The sequence below is a fragment of the Streptomyces profundus genome, assembly GCF_020740535.1.
Classification (GTDB): Bacteria; Actinomycetota; Actinomycetes; order Streptomycetales; family Streptomycetaceae; genus Streptomyces; species Streptomyces profundus.
Map to the genome: position 1 here is coordinate 4,529,035 of NZ_CP082362.1, position 23,105 is coordinate 4,552,139.

General features: G+C 70.9%; 18 protein-coding genes and 1 riboswitch. Of the genes, 11 read left to right on the plus strand and 7 right to left on the minus strand.

From position 1 onward, the window contains the following. Positions 1-261: 261 nt before the first annotated feature. The 3 genes from K4G22_RS20015 to K4G22_RS20025 all read right to left on the minus strand — a co-directional run bounded on the left by K4G22_RS20015 (position 262) and on the right by K4G22_RS20025 (position 5,136). Positions 262-1,473 (minus strand): NAD(P)/FAD-dependent oxidoreductase, encoded by a 1,212-nt coding sequence (locus K4G22_RS20015; RefSeq protein ID WP_228081659.1) that lies wholly within the window; start codon positions 1,471-1,473, stop codon positions 262-264. Positions 1,474-1,594: 121 nt separating this feature from the next. Beyond that, positions 1,595-3,151: an AMP-binding protein gene (locus K4G22_RS20020; RefSeq protein WP_228081660.1), complete on the minus strand. Its 1,557-nt coding sequence runs from the start codon at positions 3,149-3,151 to the stop codon at positions 1,595-1,597. Then, positions 3,148-5,136: a beta-ketoacyl synthase N-terminal-like domain-containing protein gene (locus K4G22_RS20025; protein WP_228081661.1), complete on the minus strand. Its 1,989-nt coding sequence runs from the start codon at positions 5,134-5,136 to the stop codon at positions 3,148-3,150. The genes K4G22_RS20020 and K4G22_RS20025 overlap by 4 nt, the downstream gene beginning before the upstream one ends. A 1,153-nt stretch (positions 5,137-6,289) precedes the next feature. Between K4G22_RS20025 and K4G22_RS20030 the strand changes: the two genes are divergently transcribed. The 8 genes from K4G22_RS20030 (at position 6,290) to K4G22_RS20065 (ending at position 15,053) form a co-directional block, all read left to right on the plus strand. Continuing rightward, a complete protein-coding gene (locus K4G22_RS20030) occupies positions 6,290-7,333 on the plus strand; it encodes a GAF domain-containing protein (protein WP_228081662.1) in 1,044 nt (347 codons plus the stop codon). A 388-nt stretch (positions 7,334-7,721) separates the two neighbouring features. Continuing rightward, positions 7,722-8,384 (plus strand): hypothetical protein, encoded by a 663-nt coding sequence (locus K4G22_RS20035; protein ID WP_228081663.1) that lies wholly within the window; start codon positions 7,722-7,724, stop codon positions 8,382-8,384. After that, positions 8,381-9,349: an SRPBCC family protein gene (locus K4G22_RS20040; protein WP_228081665.1), complete on the plus strand. Its 969-nt coding sequence runs from the start codon at positions 8,381-8,383 to the stop codon at positions 9,347-9,349. The genes K4G22_RS20035 and K4G22_RS20040 overlap by 4 nt, the downstream gene beginning before the upstream one ends. After that, on the plus strand, positions 9,342-9,827 hold the full coding sequence (locus K4G22_RS20045) for a hypothetical protein (RefSeq protein ID WP_228081667.1): 486 nt from the start codon (positions 9,342-9,344) through the stop codon (positions 9,825-9,827). The genes K4G22_RS20040 and K4G22_RS20045 overlap by 8 nt, the downstream gene beginning before the upstream one ends. A gap of 63 nt (positions 9,828-9,890) precedes the next feature. After that, on the plus strand, positions 9,891-10,112 hold the full coding sequence (locus K4G22_RS20050) for a hypothetical protein (protein WP_228081668.1): 222 nt from the start codon (positions 9,891-9,893) through the stop codon (positions 10,110-10,112). 153 nt (positions 10,113-10,265) lie between these two features. Further along, positions 10,266-11,036 carry a hypothetical protein gene (locus K4G22_RS20055; protein WP_228081669.1) on the plus strand — a complete coding sequence of 257 codons (771 nt, stop codon included), beginning with the start codon at positions 10,266-10,268 and terminating at the stop codon, positions 11,034-11,036. A gap of 682 nt (positions 11,037-11,718) precedes the next feature. Further along, positions 11,719-11,943, plus strand: a riboswitch (cobalamin riboswitch). A 166-nt stretch (positions 11,944-12,109) separates the two neighbouring features. Then, positions 12,110-14,422, plus strand: coding sequence for a 5-methyltetrahydropteroyltriglutamate--homocysteine S-methyltransferase (gene metE / locus K4G22_RS20060; RefSeq protein WP_228081670.1), 2,313 nt, complete (start codon positions 12,110-12,112; stop codon positions 14,420-14,422). Between the two features lie 181 nt (positions 14,423-14,603). After that, the gene (locus K4G22_RS20065; RefSeq protein WP_228081671.1) at positions 14,604-15,053 is read left to right on the plus strand and encodes a hypothetical protein; all 450 of its coding nucleotides are present in this window, start codon (positions 14,604-14,606) and stop codon (positions 15,051-15,053) included. Positions 15,054-15,103: 50 nt separating this feature from the next. Here the strand turns inward: K4G22_RS20065 and thrS are convergent, their stop codons facing one another. From thrS to K4G22_RS20085, 4 genes are all read right to left on the minus strand, one after another. After that, positions 15,104-16,363: a threonine--tRNA ligase gene (thrS, locus tag K4G22_RS20070; RefSeq protein WP_425336725.1), complete on the minus strand. Its 1,260-nt coding sequence runs from the start codon at positions 16,361-16,363 to the stop codon at positions 15,104-15,106. A gap of 285 nt (positions 16,364-16,648) precedes the next feature. After that, positions 16,649-17,374 (minus strand): hypothetical protein, encoded by a 726-nt coding sequence (locus K4G22_RS20075; RefSeq protein ID WP_228081673.1) that lies wholly within the window; start codon positions 17,372-17,374, stop codon positions 16,649-16,651. Then, positions 17,371-18,060 (minus strand): SigE family RNA polymerase sigma factor, encoded by a 690-nt coding sequence (locus tag K4G22_RS20080; RefSeq protein WP_265590237.1) that lies wholly within the window; start codon positions 18,058-18,060, stop codon positions 17,371-17,373. Before K4G22_RS20080 ends, K4G22_RS20075 begins: the two co-directional genes overlap by 4 nt. After that, a complete protein-coding gene (locus tag K4G22_RS20085) occupies positions 18,057-18,680 on the minus strand; it encodes a hypothetical protein (RefSeq protein WP_228081674.1) in 624 nt (207 codons plus the stop codon). Before K4G22_RS20085 ends, K4G22_RS20080 begins: the two co-directional genes overlap by 4 nt. Positions 18,681-18,872: 192 nt before the next feature. Between K4G22_RS20085 and K4G22_RS20090 the strand changes: the two genes are divergently transcribed. The 3 genes from K4G22_RS20090 (at position 18,873) to K4G22_RS20100 (ending at position 23,020) form a co-directional block, all read left to right on the plus strand. Next, a complete protein-coding gene (locus tag K4G22_RS20090; protein ID WP_425336726.1) occupies positions 18,873-19,157 on the plus strand; it encodes a hypothetical protein in 285 nt (94 codons plus the stop codon). A gap of 238 nt (positions 19,158-19,395) precedes the next feature. Next, positions 19,396-21,363 carry a hypothetical protein gene (locus K4G22_RS20095; protein ID WP_228081676.1) on the plus strand — a complete coding sequence of 656 codons (1,968 nt, stop codon included), beginning with the start codon at positions 19,396-19,398 and terminating at the stop codon, positions 21,361-21,363. Between the two features lie 106 nt (positions 21,364-21,469). Beyond that, the gene (locus tag K4G22_RS20100) at positions 21,470-23,020 is read left to right on the plus strand and encodes a type 1 periplasmic-binding domain-containing protein (RefSeq protein ID WP_228081677.1); all 1,551 of its coding nucleotides are present in this window, start codon (positions 21,470-21,472) and stop codon (positions 23,018-23,020) included. Positions 23,021-23,105: the final 85 nt, after the last annotated feature.

The window sequence follows — 23,105 nt, forward strand, 5'->3', positions numbered from 1 at the left end:
GGCGGCGGAACGATGATAGCGATGAGGGACATCCAAAGCAGGATGTGTACAATGTCCGGTTGCTACAGTGAAAATGTCGTTTGCGCAGCGTAACGCCGCGTCAACTAACGTCCAACCCGGTGCACCGTACCAGGTCATGCCGATGTTGTTCGGCCGTGGGCCGATGAACTCGAACAACGCATCTGGCTCGTGGTTCGCCGCATCTGGTGTTCCGGAACTGGACGCCCGTGACACAACCACCGCCGCCTCTCCCGAGAAGCTTCACAGCAATGCCATCAGCCGAGGTGTGTACAGCGCCTCGAAGGAACCCACCCCTGCCACCAGGTCGAAGTAGGTGGTGGTGAGTTCCTCGTCCTGACGCACCGCGCGCAGCAGGGCGAGCCGTTCCTGGTGCACCTCCAGCCGGGCGACGTTCAACGTGGCCTCGAAACCGCCGAGGAGGGCCCTGTCCCGCTCCGCCGCATAGCCGGCGAGGGCCTCGTCGACGTGGGCCGGATCGCCCAGATCCTTGCCGATGTGTCGCATCAGGGACTCGACCTGGAAGAAGGCGTCGCTGATGCCGCGCGCCGTGATCGAGTCCTTGTGGTGCCCCGCGTCGCCGACCAGCGCCCAACCGGGGCCGCTCGCCTGGCGGAAGAAGTTCTGCTGGTCCCCCGTGCCCCGCAGCCGCTCCAACTGCCGCTTGCCGCGCATCCGCTCGAAGAGGGCGGGGGCGGTGGTGCGTATCTGCTCGTGGTAGGCGCGCTCCAGATCCACCCGCACCTCGTCGAAGCGGTCCTGCGGAAAGTACGTCAGCACCAGCGTCGCCCCGTCGTTGGTCGGCACCGCCGCCACCCAACTGCCGGGCCGCTCATAGAGTTCGAGCCCGGCCGGGAGATCATCCCAGTAGGCGTAGTAGGCACAGGTGAGCCGGGGTTTCCGCCGCGTGAACGACGCGTCGCAGAGGTCCGCGATCCGGGACCGCATCCCGTCGGCGCCGATCACCAGCGCAGCGCGCTCGCTGAACGTCCCGCCCCGGTGGGTGCCTTCGACGCCGACCACCCGACCGGTCTCGTCGCGCAGCACGCCGGTCACCGTGTGGCGTTCCCTGAACTCGACCCCCGCCGCGATCGCGCCGTCGAGCAGGATGGAGTCCAACACCTGACGGCGCGGCGCGTAGGCCGCCCGCTGCCCCTCGACGCCCCGGCCGCACCCGGTCAGCCGCACGTCCTCGACCTCGTAGTGGACCTGGTCCAACGCCGGACAACCCGACTCGATCACCCGGTCCAGCAGGCCCCAACGCGCCAGCGCGGCGACACCCGGCTGGTGGACGAGGTGCGTGGAGAGGGTGTCGGAAGGGAACCCCGCCCGGTCCACCAGCAGGACACGGAATCCGGCGCGGGCGAGCGTCATGGCCGTGGGAGAACCGGCACACCGCGCGCCTACCACGATGACGTCGAACATGATCTTGGCCTCACAAAAAGTCGGCTGCACTGAGAAACCTCGGTGCGACAGCTTCTCCGACAGTTTCTCCGGAGATATCTCGGTTAATTTCGGGCGCAATTCGGCGGCGGAGTCCGACAGCCTCGACAGCGCGTGGTCCGGTCCGTCTCCACTAACGAGGGGGCGAGTATTCCAGGGCGCCGACCAGGGCGCGGCGGTCGATCTTTCCATTGGCGTTCAGGGGGAGTTCGGTGAGCACCGCGATACGCCGGGGGATCATGTAGGGCGGCAGTCGGTCGCTGAGCGCCGAGTAGAGCGGCTGCGGGTCGTCGTTCGCGCCGGCGACGGCGGCTGCCAGCTCCTTCTCCCCGTCGGGACCCTGGACGGCCAGCACCACGGCGTCGCGTACCCCGTCCTGTTCACGCAACAGCGCCTCGATCTCGCCTGGCTCGATGCGGTATCCACGGATCTTCACCTGTTGGTCCACGCGTCCCAGATGCACCAGACGGCCGTCCAGGACGGCCACCCGGTCGCCGGTGCGGTACCAGTGCTCTTCGGTGAGGGGCGCGTTCCCGGTGTAGGGGTGCACGGTGCCTGCCGCGTCGATGCTCAGAAAGCGGCCCACGTTGTTGGCCGGGTCCAGATAGCCGGGAAAGCGCTGCGGGCCGCGGACACAGAGCTCACCGTCGTCGACGGCGGCGCCGGCCCCGTCCAGGAGCTGGAACTCCATCTCGGAATATCCCTCGCCCAACGGCACCGTGCCATTGGCCGGGTTCGGCCAGTCGGCCGGATCCCGCGGCAGTTGGTACTCGGTGCAGGAGACCGTCGTCTCGCTCGGTCCGTAAAGGATCTCCAGCACGCTGTCGGGCGCCGCCGCCCGCCAGGCCCTGGCGCTCGCCAGGGGCAGCGGCTCCCCGCCGAAGACGCTCCGGCGCAGGGTCGGCAGCACGCCGGGCTTGAGGGTGCCCAACTGGGCGGCGAAGGAGACCAGCGACGGCACCGAGAACCAGTGCGTCAACTCCCGGCCGGCGATGAACTTGACCGGCGACAGCAGTTGACTGCGCATCGGCACCACCAGCGTGGCGCCCGAGCCCCAGGCGGCGAAGAGGTCGTATACGGAACCGTCGAACGTCAGCTCGAAGGTGCCGGACATCCGGCTGCCGGGGCCCGCCTCGGCGCGGGGCACCACATGCGACAGATAGGCCGTGACGTTGCGGTGCAGCACCGGCACCCCCTTGGGCGTCCCGGTGGAGCCGGAGGTGAAGACCACATAGGCCCGGTCGTCGGGACCCGCCGCGCAGGGCGGGGCCTGTTCGCCCGTGGCGGCGAACCCGCGCAGCTCCGTCGCCGAGGGCGCCACCACCGGCACTCCCACATCGATCGCGCCGTGCGCCGGCTCGGCCACCGCCAACTCCACGCCGGCGGCCACCGACACGGCGACGTTGCGCGTCGCCGGCGCCTCCGGATTGAGCGGTACCACCGTGGCACCGGCGCGCAGCGCGGCCAGATAGCCGACATACGCCGTCAGCGTTCGGCTGGCCACCAGGCCGACGGCGCGGGGCCGTCGCCCGCCGCACACCTCCACCAGATGTGCGGCGAGCCCCTCGACCAGCCGGCGCAACTCCCCGTAGGTGAGCCGTTCGTCGCCCACCTCCAACGCCGGTTGTTCGGGGTGGCGGTCCGCCGACTCGGCGAACCACTCGTACAGCGTCTCGCGCCCGCCGTTCATGCGGCCTGAGCCTCCAACACGTGCAGCCAGTTACGGAAGTCGCCCACGGTGCGGAGCTGGGCCAGCTCCTCGGCCTCGACCTCGTAGCCGTGATCCGAGGCGAGCCGCAGGATGATCCGCACCCGCGCCAGCGAGTCGATGCCCATGTCGGAGAGCAGCGAGCCGTCCGAGTAGTCGCTCGACGCGGTCCTGGCGTGCTCGCGCAGCACCGTGGTCGCCAGATCGCCGTCGCCCTCGGCCCCGACGCGTTCGCCGGGCCAGAACCGCTGCGTCTGCCAGGGGTACTTGGGCAGCTGCACGAAGCGGTGGCCGGGGCCGAAGACGCTGGGCCAACGCACCTCGTGGCCCCGTCGGTACTGCTCGGCGATGGCCGCCAACGGCGTCGCCTCCGCCTCGGGTTGGGTGGGCCGCGTGGGGTCTCCCAGCGCCGCGACCATCTCCTCGTGCGAGCCCGCGACGACGGCCAGCCGGAACGGGTGGTGCTGGCGCCGGGTCGCCGCGCTGAAGCAGATGTCCCGCAGCGCGAGATGAGCACCCCGGCCGCCGGGGGAGAGGTAGTCCACATAGGAGCGGACGAGGGCCTGGAGCGCCGGGATCGACCGCGCGGAGAGCGTCAGCAGGCACACCTCGTCCGGACGCTCCGAGCGGCGGGCGGCGGCGTACCGCTCGGCGACCGTCTCGCCCTGACGCACCACCAGGTGCGCGTTCAACGTCGACGAGCCCTGGCCGCTGATGCCGGCGACGGCCGGGCGCCCGGTGTCCGGCAGGTCGTGGAGCCGGGTGGCGATGGCGATCGGCAACCCCTCCCAGTCGACCTTCGGATTGGGGGTGTGCACATGCAGGCTGGGCGGGACCTGGGCGTGCTCCAGGGCCAGGACGGTCTTGACCAGGCCGGCGATCCCGCCGGCGGCCTCCGCGTGGCCGATGTTGGTCTTCACCGACCCCACCAGGCAGGGCCGGTCGGCCGGCCGGCCCTCGCCCAACACCTGTCCCAGCGCGGTGATCTCGATCGGGTCCAGGGTGGGCGAGCCGGAGCCGTGGGCCTCCACGAAGTCCACGTCGGCCGGGGCGATGCCCGCGTCCTCATGGGCCCAGCGCAGGACCTCGATCTGGCCGGCGAGCGACGGGGTCAGCACCGACTGGCTGGTGGCGCCGTCGTTGCTGACCGCGCTGCCCTGGATCACCGCGCGGATCCGGTCCCCGTCGGCGATGGCCTGCCGCAGCGGCTTGAGGATCACCACGCCGACTCCGTCGCTGGGCGCGAAACCGTCGGCCGACGCGTCGCCGAACTTGCTGCGGCCGTCGTGTGCGATGCCACCGGACTGGGTCATCAGCACGCCCTCGTCCGGGCGCAGCAGCAGGTTGACCCCGGCGGCGACGGCCAGCGGGGTCTCCCGGGCGCGCAGGCTCAACACGGCCGAGTGCACGGCGGTCAGGGCGGAGGAGCAGGCGGTGTCGATGGCCACACTTGGCCCGCGTAGATCAAAGCTGTGGGAGACCCGGGCGGGCAGCAGGGAGCGGTAGTTCTGGAAGGCGGAGGCGTTCACGGCGGTCAGGCCCCGCCGGTACTGCTCCTCCAGGAAGTCCGAGCGTGCGGCGCCGACGAAGACCCCGGTGCGGGTGCCGGCCAGATCCTCGGGGCGCTGACCGGCGTCCTCCAGCGCCTCCCAGGTGGCCATCAGCAACAGGCGCTGTTGCGGGTCGAGATCGACGGCCTCGCCGGCGGAGATGCCGAAGAACTCGGCGTCGAAGTCGGCTATGCCGTTGACGTAGCCGGCCCGCCGGGTGCCGATCCTCCCGGGGCCGGGTTCGGGGGAGTACAGGGCGTCCACGTCGTAGCGGTCGGTCGGGGTGTCGCTGGTCGCGTCCAAGCCGTGGCGCAGCACCTCCCACAGCTGATCAGGGTCTGTCGCGCCGGGGAGCCGGCAGGCCATGCCGATCACGGCCACCGAGCGTTCTTCGACCTCCGCTGTCGAACTCTTCACCAGTCCACTCCTCTGAATTCTCTGACGTCCCTGCGATGGTGCTGCGTTCGTGCGTGGTGCCTGTGCGGTGGTGCGGCCGTGCTTGGTGCGGCGGTGCTTGGCGCGGGTGTGCCTGGTGCTGGTGCTGTGGTGCTGCCTGTGCGGGTGCTGCTTGTGGTGCTTGTGGTGCTGCTTGCTGTGCGGGTGGTGCGGGTGTCACCGCGATGTCTGTGTGTGGTTGTGATGCTTACCCTGGGTGTAGCCGGGCGGCGCTTTGGTCTCTCTCTGTGACCTAGCGCTTGCTGGTAGTTCCGATGTGTGGCCGAACTGATGCGGGGCCGGACTGCTCGTCCGCCCCCGCCCCCTTATCGGTACGACACGTTCGGCCGGTGTCGGCCGCAGCTTGCCAAGTCCAATGCGGGTTCTGTGCTGCTAGTGATCAGCCTCGCTCACATGGCTCTGTGCCGGCATGGGGAGTGCCGTCCACTCCCTGGTCCCGAACCATGCCCTCGCCGGGGCAACGTTGCTGGCCGGGATGGCGTCACGCGCCGCGCGACTCTGGGCAGGGCGGACTCCTGGTGACGCCCGGTGTATCCGTGACGTCCGATCCATGGCGAATGGCCGGATCATACCCCTGACGTCCCCTCTGTGGACGGTTCCTGTCGGGTACTTCATAGCCCCATGACTCGCGGCGTGATGCTGCGGGTTGGCACGGCAGGGAGACCCTACGCGAAAGTAGGCGCTCAAATCACCGCCCTTAACTGCCTCTTTACGACAGTGACACGACATTGTCCGAACGCGTTCTGTCGCAGTAGTGGTCAGCCGTCGCTTCGACCGCCCCAGCCGCCTCAGCCGCCGCACCGGTGCTCCGGGACATGGCGGGGACGAGGGCGTGCTCGCGGGTGCTGACAAGAAGACCACCGCACGATTGTCGTACGACGCAATCGGTTCCGCCCGTTTCTGATTGGGAATGACGGGAAGTGGCTGTGGGAGGGTTGAGGGGGACCGGATCTGGACAAGCTGTCGAGTTGCGCCGCGTGCTCATCGGGAGTGGACCAGGAGTGGACCAATGGTGCGGGAGGCGCGAGTGTGACGCGGCCGGTGAGGCAAAAGGCACCGCAAGTGCCCCGGTGGGGCGGCGCATAGCCCATCGCTTCTGGTTTCATGTGTGCCCATGAAGCCCCTGACACCCGATCAAACCCCAAACGAGGGTGAGCAGCGCAGGCGCCGGCTGCAGCTTCTCGGCCTGAACGACTCCGAGCCCGAGGCGAAGTTCGACCGCGTCGCTCGGCTTGCGGGCAACCTTGCCCAAGCCCCCCTCGCCATGGTCAATTTCATCAGCGACGAACGTCAGATGTTCCGGGGGATGTACAGCCCGCCGGCGGCAGAGGACGGCACCGGAGGAGATGTCGACGGTCGAGGCATAGCCTTCGACCTCACCAGTCTTCCGGAGATAGCCAGAGAGGCTCCGGTCGACTACGGGTTCTGCCCGCATGTGGTCGCTCAGGGCTCGCAGTTGGCCCTGGACGACGTCTTCGACTATCCGCGCTTCAAGGGCAATCCGCTGGTCAACGAGATGGGCGTGCGCGCCTACCTCGGCACCCCGCTGCTCGACCACACCGGGCAGATCCTCGGCACCGTCTGTGTCGCCGACATGCGTCCCCGGCAGTGGGACGCCCGGCACATGGAAGGCATGCAGAACCTCGCCGAGACTCTGCTCTCCGAGTTCCAGCTCCGGGACAGCCTGCTGACGCAGCAGCAGGAGATGTTCGCCGTCTTCGACGGCGCTCCGTTCCCCATCATGCTCACTCAGGGCCCCAACCACCTGCTGCGGTACGCCAACGCCAAGCAGGGCGCCTCGTTCGGGCGGGTCCAGCAGCTGAGCGCGGGGCGGGAGTCCCTTCCCGGCCTGGACGCCGTGGGCGTCTTCGCGACGATGGACCGGGCCTATCACGCCGGGCAGACCGCCAGCCTCGCCGACGCCAGGATCGCCTCCTACGACGCGGCGACCCCGCAGAACTTCACCTTCACCTGCACCCCGGTGCGGCTCTCGCCCAAGGCCCCGGTCAGCGGGGTGCTGACGGTGGCGGTCAACATCACCAACCAGTCCCCGGCGCAGAACGAGGCGCAGCAGATGGCGGCCGAGTTCACCTCCCAGGTGGAGCGCCTCGGCACCGGTGGGGTCCCCGGCTGGTCCCAGGCGAGGCCGGCGATCTGAGGCCGTGCCGTGCGGGTGGCCCCACAGCGCTCGATGGCCCGCCCAGGCGGGGCCGGAGCCCGGCCCGGACGGAGCGACCACGGCAACCGACTGATCGGCCGCGTCGAGCGACCGGTACTGGACGACAGAGGGGTGACATTCAGCCAATCTCGAGTGATTGACGTAACGGTCGCCGTGTCGAGTAGCGGACGCGGTGGCCGTTATGTCGTGTCTGGCGGGGTTTCTCCCTGGCCTCCTTGATGCCGCCTCGGTTCCGTTTCTCATCCGGACGGCTCCGTTCGAGGTGCGGAGCGGGCGAGGACGTCGTTGGCTGAGGTTCATGGCGACGCCCGCCGACGTTCTCGTGGGCGCGCCGCCGAGGGCCGGGCGACGACAAGGACACGGGAACATGACCGAGACCTCCACGCGGGCGGCGGTTGCCGCCGGGATGGCGGCTGGCTATCTGCTGGGCCGCACCAAGAAGGCGAAGCTGGCCCTGGTGCTTGCCTCCTACGCGTTGGGCCGCCGGGTGCGGCTCAACCCTCGTGAGCTGGTCAGCGACGGGTTGCACCGGCTCGGCGGTACTGACCAGTTCGCCAAGATCAGTGACCAGGTACGTGGCGAGCTGCTGTCCAGTGGCCGATCCGTGGTGTCCGCGGTCGTGCACCGCGGCTATGAGACGGTCGCGGACGGCCTGGCCAGCCGCACCAAGGCTCTGCTTGACGGCGCGACGCCGGGCGGCGGCGACCAGCCCGAGCCGGCGTCGGAGCGGCCCGCTCGGCGCCCTGACCGGAAGCGTTCGAGGTCGGGCCGGGATCCGGACGCCGACTCCGATTCTGATTCCGCTTCCGACGCGGAGGCCGACACAGAGGCCGGAGCGGAGGCCGACGGTGCGTCCGACGCGGATGGCGAGGCCGGCGGGGAGCGCGGGCGAGGGGCCCGTGCGCGGTCCTCGGGGCGCCGTCGCCCCGGCGAGCCGCTGCCCACGAGGGAACGTGCGCCCAGGCGCCCCAGCCGGCGCACCTCGTCGGCCGCCGGCGGCTCCCGACAGAAGGGCGGTGGCAGCTCATGAGCCCCAAGGCCGCGGAGGCCCCCGAGGAGACCGAAGAAGGCGGTGAGAACGGCGCCGAGGAGAAGCCCTCCGGACTTGAGCGGGTCCGCGAGGAGCTGATGAGCTTTCTCGGCGCACAGGCGCAACACCTGGTCGACAAGGCCGGCGGAAAGCTGACCGATGTGGCTCACCGGATCGGCGATTCGGCCGAGAACAGCAAGGCGGTTCCGGATACCGCCGCGCGCATGATGAAGGGTGAGAATCCAGCCAAGGTGGCCGCCGGTTCGACGTTGCGTGGGCTCAAGGACAAGGTGACTCCTGGGGGTGGCTCCTCGGGCGACGAGGAGGGTGACGAGGACGACGGGGCGGCGGCCACCGGCGGCGAGCAGGAGGCCGGCGACGTCAAGGTCACCAACATCGTCGAGGTGATCGACGTGGGTAAGCCGCTGCGCACCTGCTACGACCACTGGACGCAGTTCGAGAAGTTCGGCGTCTTCACCAAGGGCGTCAGCAATGTGTCCACCTCCGACGACACCACCACCGAGTGGAAGACCAAGATCGCTTTCTCCGAGCGCAGCTTCGAGGCCACCATCGAGGAGCAGGTGCCGGACGACCGCATCGTCTGGCGCTCGGAGGGGTCCAAGGGATCCACCCGGGGCGCCGTCACCTTCCACGAGTTGACGCCGACGCTGACCCGGATCATCGCGGTTGTCGAGTACCAGCCCTCGGGCTTCTTCGAGAAGACGGGCAACCTCTGGCGTGCCGTGGGCCGCCGGATCCGGCTGGACCTCAAGCACTTCCAGCGCTATGTGACGTTGGCGCCGGACGAGGAGATCGAGGGCTGGCGCGGCGAGATCCGGGACGAGGAGGTCGTGCGCAGCCATGAGGAGGCGCTCAGGGAGGAGCGCGGGGACGGCGGCGAGGACGGGGACGACTACGACAGCGACAGCGACAGCGAGCGAACGGAAGGTCGGGACGATGAGTGAAGAGAGTTCGCAGCAGGGCTATGACCCGGAGGACGCGGATGTGCTCCTCGACGTTCCGGTGCTCAAGCTCGACGAGCTGAAGATCGAGGCGGAGGACCTCAGGGCCAAGATCTCGCTGAAGGCCGAGGTGCTCAGTCTGCTCAAGCTCGACGTCGGTGCCGATGTCACCCTCGGGAGGCTTGAGTTGGACCTCAAGGGCGTGGACGCCCAGGCGCTTCTCAAGGTGCGTCTCGACCAGGTCGCCTCGATCATCAAGGAGGTCCTCAACACCATCGACCAGAACCCGCGCATCATCGAGCAGGTGGTGCAGGAGGCGTCCGCGACCGCGGGCGGAGCCGTCGACCGTGCGGGGGGAGCGGTGGAGAAGACCGGTGAGGAGGTCTCCAAGACGGGCGAGGAGATGTCCGTCGCCGGCAAGGTGACCGATGTGGCCAAGGATCTGGCGAAGAGGGCCGCCGCGAAATCCGGGGCGACTTGAAGAGAACACGCGGAGCGGGGCGACGAGACGGGCGCCGAGCCGGACTTCGCGTTCTCCGCGATCGTGCACGCCGAGGAGATGCGTTGGGGCCAGGTGCCCGACGCCCGAGTCGCCTTTCACGGCTGCCCCGGCCACTCCTCCCTCTCGACCTCCGAGCGGACCAACCTCCCCGACCCGGTCGCACCCGAGGTGCGGTACCGCGATGCTCGGGTGCGCTATGTGCTGGCCAGCCAACTCACCGCGCGGGAAGGTGAGGAGGAGTGCGCCGATCCGCCGACGGCCTGACGCGGCCCCGCCCCGGCCCGCCGCTCGGGACGGGATAGAGTCCAGCGCGTGAGGTGATCCCCTGTGGCGACCGCAGATGTCGCCACCGAAGCGAACCGCAGTCCATCCGTGGGCCGTTGCCCCCGGACGCTTCCGTATGGAGAGATCACCGCGATGACACATCTGCCCGACTCCGCCGTGCCCACCGACCTGGACGCTCTCCTCGCTCAGGCGCACGACGACCCGTCCGTCCTCGGCGTGCTGCTCAGCGGATCCCAGGCCCACGACGGCATGCCGACCCGGCACTCCGACCATGACATCCATGTGGTGGTCAGGGACGAGGGCCCTTCGGCGTTCGCCGACTGGGACGGATACCGCTCCCCGAGGCTGGATCTGGCCGTGTTCACCCTGGCCGAGTTCACCCGTCGGGGGCTGCCCGGGGACGAGCAGCCCTGGATGCGCTACGCCCACGTGCACGCCCGGGTGTTGTTCGACCGACTCGACGGCGGGATCGCTGAGATCCTGGAGCGCAAACGAGCGCTGCTTCCCGACGAGGCGCGGGCGGCCGTCGACGGCTGGCTGGACGCCTATGTGAACCAGACCTACCGCTCCCTGAAGAGCTTCCGCGACGGGCGTCCCGATCTGGGACATCTTGACGCGGCGGAGAGCATGCCCTTCTTCCTTGAGGTCGTCTTCGCGCTCAACCGGCGCGTGCGGCCCTACAACAAGTATCTGAGCTGGGAGTTGGCCAACCACCCGTTGGAGACCCCCGGCTGGACAGCCGAGCGGCTGCTTCCGCTGCTGCGACGCCTGCTCGCCGACGGCGATCCCGGCACCCAGCGTGAGCTGTTCGCTGAGGTCGAGCTCATGGCCCGCGCCGCCGGCCATGACGCGGTGCTGGACTCCTGGGGCACCGACCTGGAACTCCTGCGCCCGCGCGACTGACGGGCCCGATCGGCCGGCTGGCGCCGCGTCCTCGGACGGGGATGCCGGCCGGCCGAGCCGCCTCAGCGTCCCGGGCCCTCCGCGGCACAACCACCTGGCGAGGCTGCGGAAGGCCCGGCGCACTCGGCCGACCACCCCCATCGGCATCGCGCCGGCCCCGTCCGGCCCGAACCCGCCGTGGACGCGGGGTGATTGGTCATCGAACAACGTACGCATCGCGTGCCCTCCGGTGGTCCGACTCCTCGCCTGATGTCGCGCTGAGTAATTCTCAGTGTGCCACTAGACACGGAGAGTGACAAGGGTCTAGGTTACGGAGCGTGATGATTCTGAAGATTCTTGGTACGAGGCGACCGTCCCGGTCCTCCGGTTCGCCCACCGGCACCAGCGTGATGAGGGGACGCGGCCTCCCGCCGCCCGAGCGGTTCCTGCGCGCCGCGCCCCTGAGTGCCGAAAGCCCCCAGTCGACATCGGCCGCCCCCGGTCGGCCGGCATCTCGCCGAAGGGGCGGTACAACGAGAGTGCTTTCCCGACGCGGGACTCGGTCAGCGGTGTGCTCTCCCGCAGCCGCAGCCGCAGCCGCAGCCGCAGCCGCGCCCCGATCCGCCGGGGTGGCGTCGTTCCTGCCTGCCAGGGGCCGACGCCCCGCGCTTCGACGCCCTCTGGCCAGCTGGCGCGGAGGCGCTAGGCTGACCGACGCAGTTGGTTCGTCCTGTCCGCCAGGCAGGCACGTCGTAAGAGGGAACCCGGTGGGAATCCGGGACTGCCCCGCAGCGGTGAGTGGGAACGACCGCCGTCATACGCACTGGGCCCGTCGGGCTTGGGAAGCGACGGCCAGTAGGTCTTCGCCTGAGTGTTCAGGCCGAGGGTGCCCGCGAGTCCGAAGACCTGCCACTGCCCGTGGGCGACCGTCGCCCGCGGTTGTTTCGGTGACCTCGTGGGTGGGTCTGCGTGCTGACGACGAGTGCCCCGGGCCGTGGCAACGGCTCCGCCGGGTTCTCCGGTCGCTGTGCTCCTTCGCTCCCGTGCGTGGTCGCCGAGACCAGCCAGGAGACATGCTCGCGAAGGAGAGTTTCTTGACCAGCGAGTCCGCAGCCGCGGCACCACGGGCCACGGTGTACGGCTATCCCCGCCAGGGGGCCAACCGTCAGCTGAAGAGGGCGATCGAGGGGTACTGGAAGGGCCGCGTCACCGCCCAGGATCTGCTCGACACCGCCTCAGAACTGCGTCAAGCCAACTGGCGACAGCTCGCCGACGCCGGCGTGCACGAGGTCCCCACCGGAGACTTCTCGTTCTACGACCACGTGCTGGACACCAGCGTGATGGTCGGCGCCATCCCGCCACGGCACCGCTCGGCCGTCGAGGCCGATGCCCTGGCCGGCTACTTCGCCATGGCTCGCGGCACCCAGGATGTCGCGCCGCTGGAGATGACCAAGTGGTTCGACACCAACTACCACTACCTGGTCCCCGAACTCGGCCCTGACACCGTCTTCACCGCCGACTCCGGCAGGCAACGTGCCGAGTTGGGCGAGGCGCTCGCCCTCGGGCTGACCGCTCGCCCCGTTCTGGTGGGCCCGATCACCTATCTGCTGCTGGCCAAGCCCGCTCCCGGCGTCGCCGATGACTTCGAGCCGCTGACCCTGCTGGACCGCCTGCTGCCGGTCTATGCCGAGGTGTTGGCCGATCTGCGCGCCGCGGGTGCCGGCTGGGTGCAGATCGACGAGCCGGCACTGGTCCAGGACCGTACCCCCGCCGAGTTGGCCGCGGCGGCGCGCGCCTACCGCGATCTCGGTGCCCTGGTGGACCGTCCCAAGCTGTTGGTCGCCTCCTACTTCGACCGCCTCGGTGAGGCCCTGCCCGTTCTGGCGAAGGCCCCTGTGGAGGGCCTGGCCATCGACTTCACCGGGTCCGCCGCCGGCAACCTGGAGGATCTCGCAGCCGCCGGCGGTCTGCCGGGGAAGCGGTTGGTCGCCGGCGTGGTCAACGGCCGCAACGTGTGGATCAACGATCTCGAACGGTCGCTGGCGACCCTGGCCACGCTCCTGGGTCTGGCCGGCAGCGTCGATGTGGCCGCTTCCTGCTCCTTGCTGCACGTCCCACTGGACGCCACGGCGGAGCGGGACATCGACCAGCAGATTCTGCGCTGGCTGGCCTTCGCCCGTCAGAAGGTCACCGAGATCGTCACCCTGACCCGGGGCCTGGCCGAGGGCAGCGGCGCGATCGCAGCCCAACTCGCCGCCAACCGCGCCGATCTGGCCTCCCGCGCCGGGTCCCCGATCACCCGTGACCCGGCCGTGCGGGCCCGCGCCGCCGCGATCACCGAGGCGGACGGCCGCCGTTCGCAGCCCTACCCCGAGCGCACCGCCGCCCAGCGGGCCCATCTGGCGCTGCCGCCCCTGCCCACCACCACCATCGGCTCCTTTCCACAGACCGTCGAGCTCCGCACGGCCAGGGCCGATCTGCGGGCCGGTCGGCTCGACGCGCCCGGCTACGAGGAGCGGGTGCGGCACGAGGTCCGCGAGACGATCGCCTTCCAGGAGAAGGCCGGGATCGATGTCCTGGTGCACGGCGAACCCGAGCGCAACGACATGGTGCAGTACTTCGCCGAGCAGCTCACCGGCTATCTGGCCACCCAACACGGATGGGTCCAGTCGTACGGCACCCGCTACGTCAGGCCGCCGATCCTCGTCGGCGACATCTCGCGTCCCGACCCGATGACGGTGCGCTGGGCCCAGTACGCGCAGTCGTTGACCGATCGCCCCGTCAAGGGCATGTTGACCGGGCCGGTCACCATGCTCGCCTGGTCCTTCGTCCGCGACGATCAGCCCCGTGGCGAAACGGCCAGGCAGGTCGCGCTGGCCCTGCGCGACGAGGTGAACGACCTGGAGGCCGCCGGAACTTCGGTGATCCAGGTCGACGAGCCGGCGCTGCGGGAGACGCTGCCGTTGCGCGCCGTCGACCAGCGCGGCTATCTGGCCTGGGCCACCGAGGTCTTCCGGCTCACCACCAGCGGTGTCCGCCCCGACACCCAGATCCACACCCACATGTGCTACGCCGAGTTCGGCGACATCCTGCAGGCCATCGACGATCTGGACGCCGATGTGATCAGCCTGGAGGCGGCCAGGTCGCATATGCGGGTCGCCGCCGAACTCGCCGACGCCAGCTATCCGAGGGAGGTCGGTCCCGGCGTCTACGACATCCACTCCCCGCGCGTTCCCGACCGCGCCGAGGTCACCGAGCTGTTGCGGGCCGGCCTCGCGGCCATCCCGGCCGAGCGGCTGTGGGTCAACCCCGACTGCGGCCTGAAGACCCGGGCCTGGCCCGAGGTCCGCGATTCGCTGACCTCCCTGGTCGAGGCCGCACGCACCCTCCGGGGCGAACTGCCCTGACCCGAGGGCCCCACGCGGCTAGCCGCACCCCGCCCGTCTCCGGACGGGGTGCGGCGAGCCCGTCAACCGGCGGGCCGCCGCAGGCGGTTGCCGGGGGTAGGCGCCGGGAGGGAGCGAACCGGGAGCAGGAAGTTGGGGAGAACGATTCCTGTCGTGCCCCGGGTTAGGGCAGGCTGTCGGTGTGAGCAGTGACACAGTGGACGGTGACGGCCAGCGGCCGAATCAGCGCACGTTGAGCCCCGAGGAGCAGGTGCTGCCGGAGGCCCTGGTGGAGCGGATCGTGCAGGCGGTGCGCCTGATCGGCCTCCCGCTGGCGGTGGAGACGGGCGGCTCCGGGGTCTATCTGGAGCGGGAAGGTCCGATCGAGGGGCCGGTCGATCATGTGGTGATCCGCTGGCACGCGTCCAACCTCCTGTTCGATGTCGCGGAGAGGGAGTTGCCGGCAGGTCCGGCCGAGCGGCTGATGAGTGCCTCGCTCACCGCGATGGAGGACGCCCTCGCCGAACTCCTCGCCGCGAGCGGGTTGGTCGTCGCCAAGCACCCCTTCACCCGTTCGTTGGCGGTCTGGGGTGTCGACGGTCCGCCGCCGGTCGAGGGAGAGGACGAGCCGACGGCCCGCCTCCTCCCCTGAGCGGCGGATGGGTCCGGGCGGCGGATGGTCCACCGCCCCGCCCCCGTTGATCACCCTCTCCGCCCGGGTGCCTCGTCCCACAGCGCCAGGCTGTGCTCCGCGACCCGAGCGGCGATGCGGCCGAGCACCTCCTCCGCCGGAAGCGCGTCCAGCCTGCGCCCGTCGCGCAGCCGCACGGCGAGCTGTCCGGCCGCTGCCTCGCGTGAGCCCAGCACGGCCTGGTAGGGAACGAGCCGGTGCTGGCGAACGCGCGCCGCGAGGGACCCCTGCTCAGGACCGACGACCCGGGCGCGCAGGCCCAGTTCGGCGGCGCGCAGCGCCACGGCGTCGGCGTCGGCGCGCTCCGCGTCGGAGACCGGGAGCAGCACCAGCTGGAGAGGCGCCAGCCAGGAGGGAAACGCGCCGCCGTGCACCTCGATCAGGTGCGCGACGGCCCGTTCCACGCTGCCGACGATGCTGCGGTGCACCATCACCGGGCGGTGCCTGGCCCCGTCGGGGCCGATGTAGCCGAGGTCGAACCGCTCCGGTTGATGGAAGTCCACCTGCACGGTGGAGAGGGTGAACTCCCGCCCCGCGCCGTCGATCACCAGCACATCGATCTTGGGCCCGTAGAAGGCGGCCTCGCCCTCCACCGCCTCGTAGGACAGTCCGGAGCCGTCGAGCACCGCGCGCAGCAGGGCGACGGAGCGGCGCCACAGCTCCGGCGCCGCCACATACTTGCCCCCCTCACCCGGCAGCGACAGTCGGTAGCGCGGTGGCGCGATCCCCAACGCCCCGTACGCCCGTTGGATGAGGCCCAGCGCCGCGCTCGCCTCGTCGGCGACCTGGTCAAGGGCGCAGAACACATGGGCATCGTTGAGCTGGATCGACCGCACCCGGGTCAACCCGCCGAGCACGCCGGAGAGTTCGGAGCGGTACATGCCGCCGAGTTCCGCCATCCGCAGCGGCAGCTCCCGGTAGCTGTGCGAGCGGGAGCGGAAGATCAGCGCATGGTGCGGGCAGAGGCTCGGCCGGAGCACCATCTGTTCGTCACCGACATCCATCGGAGGGAACATGTCGTCGCTGTAGTGGGACCAGTGGCCCGAGATCTCGTACAGCTCCCGTTTGCCGAGCACCGGTGAGTAGACGTGCTGGTAGCCGGCGCGGCGTTCGAGCTGGTGGACGTACTCCTCCAGCGCGTGGCGCACGGCCGCGCCGTCGGGCAGCCAGTAGGGCAGTCCGGCGCCGATCAACGGATCGGTGTCGAACAGGTTCAGCTCGCGGCCGAGCTTGCGATGGTCGTACACGGTGGTCTCCCTCGTTCCGGACACCAGCCGCCCTTCCCGGTCCGGGACCGGCGGCTGGTGCGTGGGACGAGCGACCACACGGCGAAGCCCCGGGGCGCTCGCCCCGGGGCTTCGACTAGGCATTCGTCAGCGCGCCGGGACACTCTCCGGCGTCGTCGTCATGGCGGCACGCTGCATGTCGACGAGGCTAGCAGGGCGGAACGCGCCGGCGGGAGGACGGGCGTCCGTCCACCTGGCGTCGCGTCGCCCCCGGGACGCCGCTCGAAACACGACTCAGCACACGACTCAGCACACGACTCAGCACACGGCTCAGGGCGGGAACCCCTCCGCCAGCTGGCTCAGCACCGTACCGTCCTCCCCGTACGCGGTGACGGTCAGCTCGCCGGACGGTGGTTCGGGCAGGTCCAGGTGGTAGGCCCCCCATCCCGGTTCGCCCGGCAGCGTGACCAGGGCGGCCTCCTGCTCCTGGCCGTTCACGCTCACCGTGAGCCGGGCCACCGCCGGCTCCCCCCGCCAGGTGCCCGTGCCGACCACGCCCGTCCCGGTCGGGGTGAAGGAGCTGGTCAACGGCTCGGCCGTCGCGGTGGACGGGGGCCCGTCCCGATCCGCGAACGTGTCCAGCGGGGCGACGAGATGGGATCCGTCGCGCCACAGCGCAAGGCCCTGACCATGGCCGATCTCGACGGGCACTCCCGGCTCGACCACCGTGGTGGAGGCGGGCGCGGCCGGGGCGGCCACGGTCGGCCCCGTCCCGCCGCCGCCCAGGTGGTCGGAGACGGGGGCGATGGCCACCGCCACCGCGCCGACCATGGCCGCCGCCACCAGGCCGGTGGCCGCGTGCCGGCGGCGGCGCGACCGCCGTCCTCGGGCGACGACCCGATCCGTCGGCGGCGGACCCACCGGCACCTCGGCGGCCTCGCGCCGCAGTTCCCTGCCCAACTCCGTCGCGCCGGGGCCAACGGTCTCGGCGGCGGAGGAGGAGGCGGCTGCGCGGACCGGATCGGACCAGCCCCTTTCCCACCCACGGTCGTTCATGATCCCGCCTCCTCGGGCCGCACCCGCGTCTCGTGACTCTGCCGCGGATCGCACATCTCCCGGAGGGCGCCGTCCGCGCGCAGCTTCGCCAGCCCTCTGGCGGTGTGGCTGCGTACGGTGCCGACGCCGGTGCCCAACACCTGTGCCACCTCGGTCTCACTCCTGTCGTCGAGATAGCGCAGGACGACGACCGCCCGCTGTCTCGGCGTCAGCCGATCCAGCGCCGGTAGCAACACGCCCCGGGCGGCGACCTGTTCGGCGCTGTCGGCCTCCGCGCGTTCGGGGAACCGGTCGGTGAGCCACTCGCGTACCCTCCGGCGCCGAAAGCGGTCCACATGGGCGTTGATCAGCACCCGCCACACATAGGCGTCCGGATCGTCGGCCCGCCTGACCCGTTTCCAGTGGGCACACGCCCTGGCCAGCGCGGTCTGTGCCAGATCCTCCGCGTCATGGTGGTTGCCGGTGAGCAGATAGGCGGTGCGGAGCAGCGCCGGCCACCTGGCCGCCATATAGGCGCGGAAGTCGGACTCGACGTCGGGGGCGTCCGCGCCGCGGGGCCGGCGGTCGGGCGACGAGCCCTCCGGGGGCCAGGGCTTGGTGGACGTGGGCCGGGACGGTTCGTGCCGGTGGGATCCGTCGTCGATGTCCGCCGCTCCTCCGGTCGCCGGGGGGACGGCCGTCCTCACGCGGCGGGTCCGTGCGCTTCGGCCGCCGCCGGCTCGGGGCCGCCCTCGAACTCGGCGATCACCGCTCCGTCCTTGTCGTAGGCGGTGACCTTCACCTGGGACAGGCCCTGGAGCGGGCCGTCGAAGTAGTAGCCGCCCCAGCCGGAGGCGCCCGCGAGCTGGATCAGCTTCGCCTCATGGGACACCCCGTCGATGTCGGCGGTGATCAGGGACGGCGCGCACTCCGTCCGCCAGACGCCCCCGAAGTAGTGGTCCGCCTCGACCTGTTCGGGGTCGTGGACCATCGCGAGGCCGTCGAAGGTGAGGCGGTCATCGGCCAGGTCGGGGCCGCCGTACCGGAGTTGGTCCCGTACCGCCTGCCAGAACAGGGCGTCCTCGCTGAGGCCGAAGACGTACTTCTGGTCGGGCGAGGGGATCAGGGCCAGCGCGACATGGTCGTCGAGGGCGACGCGCTCCAGCGGCCGGACGGTGCGCACGTCCTCGGCCGGCGCACAGGCCGGGCGGCTGTCCGCTCCGACCGTGTCGGCTCGCGGTGCGGCCAGCGCACTGCCGTTCGCGGTGCCCAGCAGGCAAACGGTCGCGACGCCCACAAGAGCGGTGCGGAGCAGGCGGATCGTCATGGTCGGGTCCCTTCGGCGAAGACTCTGTCACCAGGAGAGACGTGGGGGAGGCCGTCCGCCTATGACGGTTGGTGCCGCCGGATGTGCGGCGGAGGGGCCGGCGAGCCGCTGAGGCGCCTGTGATCAGCGGGAATTGTCAGTGGTCCCCCGTAAAATTGGGGGTGTTCGCATGGTTCGCCGTCGCCCCGGAGGATGCCGATGGCCGTCGTCGCAACACCCCTCACCCTTCCCCTCTCCTCACTGCCCGTCCCCCAGTTGCGCAAGAAGCCGCTGCCCGCGGGGCAGCCCCGAGCGTGGTACGAGTCGCACAACCGCAGGCTCAAGGCGTTGCGCCTGGCCACGGCCCTGTTGGACACCGGGGTGTACCACCCGGTCCAGGCGAGCGACGAGCGCATACGCGCCCTCGCCCCCCTGATCGGGGTGCACCCTCCCTCCGACACCACCTGCCGCCTGGTCCGTTCGCTGATGCGCCGCTGAACGCACCCGCCGCGTGGCCTCCCGCCATCCGGTGGGAGGCTCCCGGGAGTCCCCGGAGATCAACCGGTGCTCCCCTTCTGATCGACTTCGGCGCCAAGTTACCGAGTTGGTGAAGATCTTGGTTCTGTTATCCGACAACCACGTGTGTACGACGTTAAGGTGATGGCGCGTCACTCAGAGGTCGTCACTCGGGAGCTCGTACAGAGCCCTGCCGTCGACGGGCAGGGGGAGGGACCAGATGGTGGGGGAGAGACAGCCGGTCTTCGAGCGGGAGGCCGCGATCCGGGGCGTGCACGCCCTGATGCAACCCGGCTACCCGCTCCCGGCCGGGCAGCGGCGCCCCGCCGTGTTCTTCCAGGGCGGCCCCGGCAGCGGAAAGACCCTGCTGCTCAACGTCCTCACCGACCGGGTCAACCAGTACGTTCCCCACGCACACGTCGACTTCGAGGACAGCCGCCACGACGAGATCCCCCACACGCTGTCCGTCCTGGCCGAACGGCTGGCCCGCTACCGGCCGCGCTACCGCCGACTGCGCTTCCCGCGCCTGCTCATCGCCCTGCTCGTCGCCGAACAGGACCTCACCCTCTACGACTTCGAGCAGGCCAGAGAGGTCCTTCGGCAGCATCTGAAGCAGCGGCGCGGCGCGCGCTGGCCCCAGCGGTTCCTGGGCGAACTCACGGGTGAGCAGCCCGAGGTCGGCATCTCCGTCGGCGTGCTGACGCTGCTCTTCCGCCTGCCGCTCCAGCTTCTCGCCTCGGCGCTCGCCCTGTTCTTCCCGATCTTCCCGCGCCGCTCCCAGCGCTGGTTCGGCCACCGGGACCGAGGGCGCACCGACCACGAGCTGGACACCCTGATCGAGCTGAACGCCTGGGCCCGCGAGGTGCGGAACGCGCCGCCCGGGCTCGCGGACCGCTCGGCCAGGGAGAGCCTGGACAAGCTGCTCTGCGAGGCCTTCCTCGCCGACCTGCGGGACGCCCCCAGGCGGGTCCGCGCGCTGCCGACCCCCCTGCTGTTGCTGGACAACGTGGACGCCCCCGCTGGCCGGGCCTTCCTCGGACGGCTGTGGGAGGCGCGCCCGCCGCTTGAGGCCGGCGGCGCGGCCGAGCCGTTGACCCTCATCGTCACCGGCCGCCACGCCACGCCCGAGATGTCCGACGCGACGGTGGGGCGGCTGGAGGATGTGCTGTCCGAGCCCGTGGCCGGTGGCGGCGACTACCCGGTGTGGCTGAGCTATCCGCTGCCCGATCTGACTCGTTCCGACATCCAACGGCTGCTGAGCGACGCCTCCGTCCGTGGCCCGGTGCACCGCCGCCTCGCCCGCCTCGTCCACGAGTTCAGCGCCGGGCATCCGGAGGCGGTGGGTGTGCTCGCCGCCGTGCTCGCCCGCCTGCCGCAGCAGGCCGAGTCCGTGGGAGAGCTGCTCGCGCAGCCGTCGCCACAGGTGGCGGAGTCGGCCTCCCCGCTCGATCCCGGGAGCGTGCCGACGGCCGAGGAGTGGCTGCTGACGCGGCTGTCCCCCGGGGACGACGACCTCCTCACCGCGCTGGCGCGGTGCTCCGCCGCCCGCGACGAGGCGGGGGGCCTCTGGCTCAGCCACCAACCGGATCTCGTGGACACCGCCTGGCTCCAGGTGGTGCACCAGGTCGCGCCGTGGGACGCGTCGGCCAGCGCCGGCTCCGCCGTGCTGAGGCAGCTGCTCCGGCGCCGGCTCGCCCGCGTTCCCGACACCAGGGTCGGCTGGCGCGAGGTGCACGCCAAGCTGCGCGACTACTGCGCCGAACAGGGCGATCTGGCCGGCCGGTTGTACCACCAGCTGGCCATGGACGAGCTGCACGACGTCGCCCTGGAGCTGGCCCGCCAGCTGCCCCGCATGCCCGGCGCCGACTGGCTCGCCCTGCTCCACCAGGTCGCCGCCGCCCCGCTCGCCTCCGTCGAGGACCAGGGCAGGCAACCGCACGCGCTGTTCCACGAGATGGTGCGCGACTCGGGGGCGGCCTCGGCAGGCGACGACACGCTCACCCGCGTGGTGCATCTGCTGGCCGCCCTCCGCATCGTCGGCGACCCGGTCAACGGCACGGCTCGTCCGCTGCTCTACACCCAGGTGGCCAACGCGCTGGGCGCCCTCGCGCCCCGTTCCCCCGACGGCCTCGTGGTGCTCCAGCAGTCCGTCAAGGAGTACCAGGCCCAGGCCCTCTGGTGGACCTGACCCCGCCGAAGCCGCCGGTCCCCGGCTCGGCCCCGGCTCAGCGCGAACCCTCCGTCCCGATCCTTCCGACCCATCGCCACCCGCACACGAACCCCGAGGAGAGCAGATGCCCCCTTCCGCCACGGCTCCCGGGCGCGGGGGCCCCACCGGCGGCCCCTCGTTCAAGCCGCCGCCCCGCCGAGGGCTGTGGCTGCTGTCCCTGCTGGTCGGCGCGGCCGTGGTCGCCCTGGCCGTCACCCTGGTGCCCGACTGGGTCTCGGACAAGGAGTGCGACGGCGCGCGTCTGACCGAACGCGACGGGGAGTGCGTCGGGGTCAGCGACGGCTCCCACCCCTTCCTGCCCTCCGAAGCGGACAGCGATCTGACCCAGCGGTTCCAGGAGATCCAGGCGCTGATCAAGACGGAGAACGACCGGGTCGCGGCCGAGCGGGACGACTATGTGAAGGTCGGTTTGCTCTCCACCCTGACCCCCGACGAGCGCGGCCCCCACTCCGCCGACCGCGTGCTGCACGCCCTGGAAGGCGCCTACACCGCGCAGATCCGGGCCAACCAGTCCCGCGAACTGGGCGACCCGGCGCCGCAGATCCAGCTGCTGCTCGCCAACGCCGGTTCCCGGCACGACAAGTGGGAGCCGGCCGTGGAGGAGCTGGTCGACATGCGGGACGACAGCGCCCCGCTCGTCGCCGTGGCCGGCCTCTCCATCAGCACGGAGAACAGCGCGAACGCCGCCGGTCGGCTGGCCGAGCACGGCATCCCCCTGGTCGCCGCCTCGGCCAGCGCCGACCAGCTCAACAGCGCGACCGTGCCGGGGCTGATACGGGTCACCGCCAGCAACACCGACTTCGTGTCGGCCCTGCGCGAGTACGTGCGGGCCAGGGAGGAGCTGGACGGCGCCGTCCTGGTGCACGACACGCGGGCACCCGACCTGCACGTCACCACCCTGACCGAGGCGTTCCGCACCGAGTTGGCCGCCGAGTTGGGCGACAACCCCGACCAGCCGTTCCAGGGCACCACCACCGGCGAGTCCGCGCCGCCCGCGCTGTTCCGCGCGGCGGTGCAGAACGTGTGCGCCACCGAGGCGGACTTGGTCCTCTTCGCCGGCCGCGCCACCGATCTCAACGCCTTCGTCGACTCGTTGCACAGCAGACCGTGCCGAGGGCGGCCGATATCCGTGCTGTTCGCCGAGACCGGGCCCGTCATAGACGAGAGCGAGTACGAGCGGCTGGTGGAGAGCCACATCACCATCGTGCAGTCCTCCGCCATGGATCCGGCCTGGAGCGAGACGGAGGGTGGCGATCCGCAGGCCCCGACCGGCTTCCCCGCCTTCCGCGAGGCATATGCCGACCAGGTCGCGTACCAGGACGACCCGGCCGCCGCGCTCAGGGACGGCTACGCCGTCGCCAACCACGACGCCGTGGCGGTCGCCGTGCAGGCCATCCGCGTCAGCCACGCCGAGGCCCCCGAGACGCCGATGAGCGCCGAACGCGTCGCGGACGCCCTCTTCCTGCTGCACCTCGACAACGCCGTCGAAGCCGCCGGCGGCACCCTCAGCTTCACCACCGACCGCGAGGGCGACCCGGGCGGCAAGCCGGTGCCCGTCATCGAGACCCCACCCGGGCCCGACCGCCCCGAGTTGTACACCACGCCCCTCTCCTGACCGCTTCCCGCCAGCCCGGTGAGGGGCCCCGGGGATCGACGCCGACCGAGCCCGTGGATCCCCTCCGGCGGCAGCGGACATGAGT

Coding starts and splice junctions, on each gene's coding strand:
- K4G22_RS20035 (WP_228081663.1), top strand. CDS start 7,722: ATGACCGAGACCTCCACGCGGGCGGCGGTTGCCGCCGGGATGGCGGCT.
- K4G22_RS20055 (WP_228081669.1), top strand. CDS start 10,266: ATGACACATCTGCCCGACTCCGCCGTGCCCACCGACCTGGACGCTCTC.
- K4G22_RS20095 (WP_228081676.1), top strand. CDS start 19,396: ATGGTGGGGGAGAGACAGCCGGTCTTCGAGCGGGAGGCCGCGATCCGG.
- K4G22_RS20040 (WP_228081665.1), top strand. CDS start 8,381: ATGAGCCCCAAGGCCGCGGAGGCCCCCGAGGAGACCGAAGAAGGCGGT.
- K4G22_RS20030 (WP_228081662.1), top strand. CDS start 6,290: ATGAAGCCCCTGACACCCGATCAAACCCCAAACGAGGGTGAGCAGCGC.
- K4G22_RS20020 (WP_228081660.1), bottom strand. CDS start 3,151: ATGAACGGCGGGCGCGAGACGCTGTACGAGTGGTTCGCCGAGTCGGCG.
- K4G22_RS20090 (WP_425336726.1), top strand. CDS start 18,873: ATGCCGATGGCCGTCGTCGCAACACCCCTCACCCTTCCCCTCTCCTCA.
- K4G22_RS20045 (WP_228081667.1), top strand. CDS start 9,342: ATGAGTGAAGAGAGTTCGCAGCAGGGCTATGACCCGGAGGACGCGGAT.
- K4G22_RS20100 (WP_228081677.1), top strand. CDS start 21,470: ATGCCCCCTTCCGCCACGGCTCCCGGGCGCGGGGGCCCCACCGGCGGC.
- K4G22_RS20085 (WP_228081674.1), bottom strand. CDS start 18,680: ATGACGATCCGCCTGCTCCGCACCGCTCTTGTGGGCGTCGCGACCGTT.
- K4G22_RS20075 (WP_228081673.1), bottom strand. CDS start 17,374: ATGAACGACCGTGGGTGGGAAAGGGGCTGGTCCGATCCGGTCCGCGCA.